This window comes from Actinomadura soli (assembly GCF_005889715.1).
Lineage (GTDB): Bacteria > Actinomycetota > Actinomycetes > Streptosporangiales > Streptosporangiaceae > Spirillospora > Spirillospora soli.
Genome location: NZ_VCKW01000417.1, coordinates 1 through 4,710, shown reverse-complemented (window position 1 = coordinate 4,710; position 4,710 = coordinate 1). Strand labels below are relative to the sequence as shown.

The window sequence follows — 4,710 nt, the reverse complement described above, 5'->3', positions numbered from 1 at the left end:
GGCCTCGGCGGCGCGCATCGCCTCCTCGGCGCGCGCGGCCCGCTCGGCCGCGGACGGCGCGCCGTCGCCTTCGGAGCGGTGCCCAGAGGGGTGCTCAGGGGTGTCGGTCACGGGCTTCCCGTCGCGGTGTCGGAGACGTCGTCCAGCGCCGCCCGGATCTCCTGCGGCAGCGTGAGGTCCTCGCTCTCCAGTATGGCGCCCAGCTGCGCCGCCGTCCGGGCGCCGGCGACCGGCGCGGCGACCCCCGGCCGGTCGCGGACCCAGGCGAGCGCGACCGCGAGCGGCGAGCGGCCGAGCCCCTCCGCGGCCGTCACCACCGACTCCACGATGCGGGCGCACTCGTCGTCCAGGTACGGCTGGACGAAGTCGGCGTAGTGCGAGGCGGCTGCGCGCGACCCGGCGGGGATGCCGGTGCGGTACTTGCCCGTCAGGACGCCCCGGCCGAGCGGCGACGACGGCAGCAGCCCCGCCCCGGCGTCCAGCGCCGCGGGCACGACCTCACGCTCGATGTCGCGGCTCAGCAGCGAGTACTCCAGCTGCGCGGACACCACGGGCGCGCGGCCCGGCCAGGCGCGCTGCCACGCGGCGGCCTTGGCGACCTGCCAGCCCGCGTAGTTGGACACGCCGGCGTACCGGGCCCGGCCGGACGCGACGGCCTCGTCCAGCGCCGACAGCGTCTCCTCCAGCGGCGTCGCCGGGTCGTACACGTGCAGCTGCCACAGGTCGACGTAGTCGAGGTCCATACGGTCGAGGGAGGCGTCCAGGGCGCGGAGCAGATGCCGCCGGGACCCGTCGTAGCGGCCGTCCGGCCTGATCGCGGCCTTGGTCGCGACGACGACGCCGTCCCGGTCGACGAGCTCGCGCAGCAGGTGCCCGAGGATCCGCTCGCTGTCGCCGTCGTTGTACACGTCGGCGGTGTCGACCAGGGTGCCCCCGGCCTCCACGAACGCGACGAGCTGTGCCGCGGCCTCCTCCGGGCCGGTGTCCCGCCCCCAGGTCATGGTGCCGAGGCCCAGCCGGGACACCAGCAACCCGCTCCGCCCGAGGTGACGCTCCTTCATAGGCGGTCAATGTATCGGTCCGCCGCCGGACCGGAGCCGACCGCTCCGGGCTAGAGCCAGCCGCTCCGGCGCAGGCGCCGGAACAGCAGCACGCAGATCACCGCGATCAACGCCAGCACGACCGGGTACGACCACGTCCACTTCAGCTCGGGCATGTGCTCGAAGTTCATGCCGTAGATCCCGGCGATCGCGGTCGGCACCGCGATGATCGCGGCCCACGCGGAGATCTTCCGCATGTCCTCGTTCTGCTGCTTGCCGAGCAGCGCCAGATGCGCGGTCAGGACGCTGTTGAGCAGCTCGTTGTGCGCGTCGACCTGCCCGTCGACGCGCAGCAGGTGGTCCAGGACGTCGCGGAAGTACTCCTGGGTGGAGCCGCACTCGGCGACCCGCCCCTTCGCGATCTCCTGCAGCACCGGGATCAGCGGGTCCTCCGCGCCGCGGAACTCCAGCACCTCCCGCTTGAGGGAGTAGACGTCCTCGGTGACGTCGCGCGCGCCCGGGTTGAACACGGCCTTCTCCAGCCCGATGATGTCGATCTCGACCTCGTGGGCGACGATGCCGTACCGGTCGACGACCTCGTCGCACACCGCGTACAGGACGGCCGTGGCGCCGTGCTTGAGCAGCTCCGGCGAGTCCTCGAGCCGCTTGCGGACGGGCCTGAGCGGGTTGCCCGCGCCGTGCCGGACGGTGATGACGAAGTCCGGGCCGAGGAACACCATGATCTCGCCGACCTCGATGTCGGACGTCTCGTCGATGTAGGACAGCGTCTTCAGCACGATGAGCAGCGTGTCGTCGTAGCGTTCCATCTTCGGCCGCTGGTGCGCGGACACGGCGTCCTCGGCGGCGAGGGGATGCAGCTGCAGCTCGTCGCTGACCAGCGCGAACTCGTCCTCGTTGGGTTCGAACAGGCCGATCCAGACAAAACAGTCGCCTTCCTCGCGGGCGAGGTCGAAGGCGTCGCTGATGTCGCCGTCGATGTCGCGGCGCGTCCCGTTGGTGTAGATGGCCTTGTCCACAATCACACCGCGCATTCTCCCGCATCCGCGCCGCGGACGGTCCGCGTCCCGCGATGGCGGTCATCTCCTAGAGTGGCCGCTGTGACGACGCTTCTCCTGGTAAGGCATGGCCTGACCGCGATGACCGGCCCCTTCCTGGCCGGGTGGACGCCCGGGGTCCACCTCGACGAGCGGGGCCGCGCGCAGGCCGCCGCGCTCGCCGAACGCATGGCGCCGCTGCCGCTCGCCGCCATCGTGAGCAGCCCCCTCGAACGCTGCGCCGAGACCGCCGAGGCGATCGCCGCCGCGCGCGCAGCCCGGCGCCCGGCCGGGCACGGCGTCCCCGCCGAGAAGGTCGAGACGGACGAGCGGTTCGGCGAGGTCCGCTACGGCGACTGGACGGGCCGTCCCCTCAAGGAACTCGCCGAAGAGCCCCTGTGGCGGGTCGTGCAGGCCCACCCGTCCGCCGTCCGGTTCCCCGGCGAGGCGGGGGAGTCGCTCGCGGCCGCGCAGCACCGCGCCGTCACCGCCGTCCGCGACTGGAACGAGCGGATCGCCGCCGAGCACGGCCCCGACGCCCTCTACGCCGTGTGCAGCCACGGCGACATCATCAAGGCGGTCGTCGCCGACGCGCTCGGCCTCCACCTCGACCAGTTCCAGCGGATCCAGGCCGACCCGGCGTCGCTCACCGTGATCCGCTACACCGAAACGCGCCCGTTCGTCGTCCGCGTCAACGACACCGGCGGCGACATCGCCGGTCTCGTGCCCGAAACGTCCGGCGAAAACGCCGGGAAAGAGGGACTCGGGCCGGATGACGCGGTCCCAGGCGGCGGCGCGTAGGGTCTTTGTCATGCCCGTCATCTCCTACGACCTGCCGGAGCGCTTCGTCGCGGGCGCCGTCGGGCGGCCCGGCGACCGCGCGTTCTACCTGCAGGCCCGCTCCGGGCGCCGCGTCACGAGCGTCGGGCTGGAGAAGTTCCAGGTCACACTGCTCGCCGAGCGGCTGGAGGAGCTGCTCGACGAGGTACTGCGGCGCAGCGGCGGGGAGGCCCCCGTGCCGGCCGTCACCCCGTCGGAACTGGTCGACGACGACCCGCTCGACCAGCCGGTCGAGGAGGAGTTCAAGGTCGGCACGATGGCGCTGGCGTGGGACCCCGACGACGAGCAGGTCGTCATCGAGGCGCAGGAGGTCACCGAGGCCGAGGAGGAGACCGAGGTCGGCGAGGACGACCCCGCCATCGCCGTGCTGCGGGTGCGGATCAGCGCCGCGCAGGCCCGCGCGTTCGCCGAGCGGGCCCTGAAGGTCGTCGCCGCCGGGCGCCCGCCCTGCCCGCTGTGCGGCCTGCCCCTCGACACCGAGGGCCACGTGTGCCCCCGCCAGAACGGATACCTCGGCTGAGATGACGTCCCGAGCCCGTTCCGTCCGGACGCGCGCCGCGTGGCGCGGGTTCCGGCCCGCCGCGGACGAAATGGGCCCGTTGTGCTGGATCATGGACGGCGTGGCCGGAAGAATGAGCGCATGACGCAGTCCTCCCGGGACCGGGCGCCTGCGGGCGACGCCGCCGGAGGCGGCGCGCCCCGATGCCCGGTCTCCCCCCGCGACGTCGCCGCCGCCGAGGGGCTGCTGCGCGGCGGGCGGCTCAGCGTGGAGGGACGGCTCGTCCAGGCCTCCAACGCCACCCTCTACTGCTCGATCGAGCACGACGGGCAGTCCGCCGCCTGCGTCTACAAGCCCGTCGCGGGGGAGCGCCCCCTGTGGGACTTCCCGGACGGCACCCTCGCCGAGCGCGAGGTCGCCGCCTACGAGGTGTCCAAGACCATGGGCTGGGGCACCGTCCCGCCCACCGTCCACCGCGACGGCCCCTACGGGCCCGGCATGGTGCAGCTGTGGGTGGAACCCGACCCCGACATCGACCTCGTCGCCCTGTCCCGCTCCGACGACGACGACGCCGTCCGCCGCATGGCGGTGTTCGACGCCGTCGTCAACAACGCCGACCGCAAGATCGGCCACCTGCTGCCGCCCGGCGACGGCCGCGTCTACGGCTGCGACCACGGCGTGTGCTTCTCCGTCGAGTACAAGCTCCGCACGGTGCTGTGGCAGTGGCGCGGCAAGCCCCTGTCACCCGAGGCGCTGGAGGCCCTCGGCCGCGTCCGGGACGGCCTGGCCGGCGGCGCGCTCGGCGCCCGCCTCTCCGAGCTCCTCACCTCCGAGGAGGTCGACGCCACCCGCCGCCGCGTCGAGCTGATGCTCAAGCACCGCATCCACCCCTACCCCCCGGAGGACTGGCCGGCGATTCCCTGGCCGCCCTTGTAAATCGGGGGGCGCCCCCCGCGCCCCCCGGCTGCGCGGCACGGGTCTCCTCGCTCCGGTCGCTGGCGCTCCCGGCGCTGCGGGGACGCGGCCGGGCATGCCCGCTGCGCTCGCTGGCGCTCGCTCCGCGTGCCTGCCCGTAACCGTCGGCTGAGGTGCCGTCCAAGAACCGTGTCGTGACCCGTCCAGGGTGGAGGTTGACCCCGGTCTTCGGGCGAATCGGGGTGGGTGGTGCAATTGGGGGCATGTGCACGGCGATCATCAGTGTGGATCCGTCTTCCCCCGTTCCTGTGCTGCTTGTCGGTGTGCGGGACGAGTTCGTCGCGCGGGAGTGGGAGGGGCC

5 protein-coding genes are annotated in these 4,710 nt (G+C 73.2%); 3 read left to right on the top strand and 2 right to left on the bottom strand.

The features are described 5' to 3' along the window. Positions 1-107 precede the first annotated feature (107 nt). Together ETD83_RS39520 and ETD83_RS39515 are read right to left on the bottom strand one after the other, a co-directional pair. The gene (locus tag ETD83_RS39520) at positions 108-1,061 is read right to left on the bottom strand and encodes an aldo/keto reductase (RefSeq protein ID WP_138650366.1); all 954 of its coding nucleotides are present in this window, start codon (positions 1,059-1,061) and stop codon (positions 108-110) included. A gap of 50 nt (positions 1,062-1,111) precedes the next feature. Continuing rightward, positions 1,112-2,083 carry a magnesium and cobalt transport protein CorA gene (locus ETD83_RS39515; protein ID WP_138650364.1) on the bottom strand — a complete coding sequence of 324 codons (972 nt, stop codon included), beginning with the start codon at positions 2,081-2,083 and terminating at the stop codon, positions 1,112-1,114. Between the two features lie 75 nt (positions 2,084-2,158). Between ETD83_RS39515 and ETD83_RS39510 the strand changes: the two genes are divergently transcribed. The 3 genes from ETD83_RS39510 to ETD83_RS39500 all read left to right on the top strand — a co-directional run bounded on the left by ETD83_RS39510 (position 2,159) and on the right by ETD83_RS39500 (position 4,370). Next, positions 2,159-2,896 (top strand): histidine phosphatase family protein, encoded by a 738-nt coding sequence (locus ETD83_RS39510; RefSeq protein WP_138650362.1) that lies wholly within the window; start codon positions 2,159-2,161, stop codon positions 2,894-2,896. Between the two features lie 10 nt (positions 2,897-2,906). Beyond that, the gene (locus ETD83_RS39505; RefSeq protein WP_138650360.1) at positions 2,907-3,455 is read left to right on the top strand and encodes a DUF3090 domain-containing protein; all 549 of its coding nucleotides are present in this window, start codon (positions 2,907-2,909) and stop codon (positions 3,453-3,455) included. A gap of 120 nt (positions 3,456-3,575) precedes the next feature. Then, positions 3,576-4,370: an SCO1664 family protein gene (locus ETD83_RS39500; RefSeq protein WP_138650358.1), complete on the top strand. Its 795-nt coding sequence runs from the start codon at positions 3,576-3,578 to the stop codon at positions 4,368-4,370. Positions 4,371-4,710: the final 340 nt, after the last annotated feature.

What these genes read in the sequence shown, in the direction of transcription:
- ETD83_RS39520 (WP_138650366.1), bottom strand. Translation starts at nt 1,061, where the DNA reads ATGAAGGAGCGTCACCTCGGGCGGAGCGGGTTGCTGGTGTCCCGGCTG.
- ETD83_RS39505 (WP_138650360.1), top strand. Translation starts at nt 2,907, where the DNA reads ATGCCCGTCATCTCCTACGACCTGCCGGAGCGCTTCGTCGCGGGCGCC.
- ETD83_RS39500 (WP_138650358.1), top strand. Translation starts at nt 3,576, where the DNA reads ATGACGCAGTCCTCCCGGGACCGGGCGCCTGCGGGCGACGCCGCCGGA.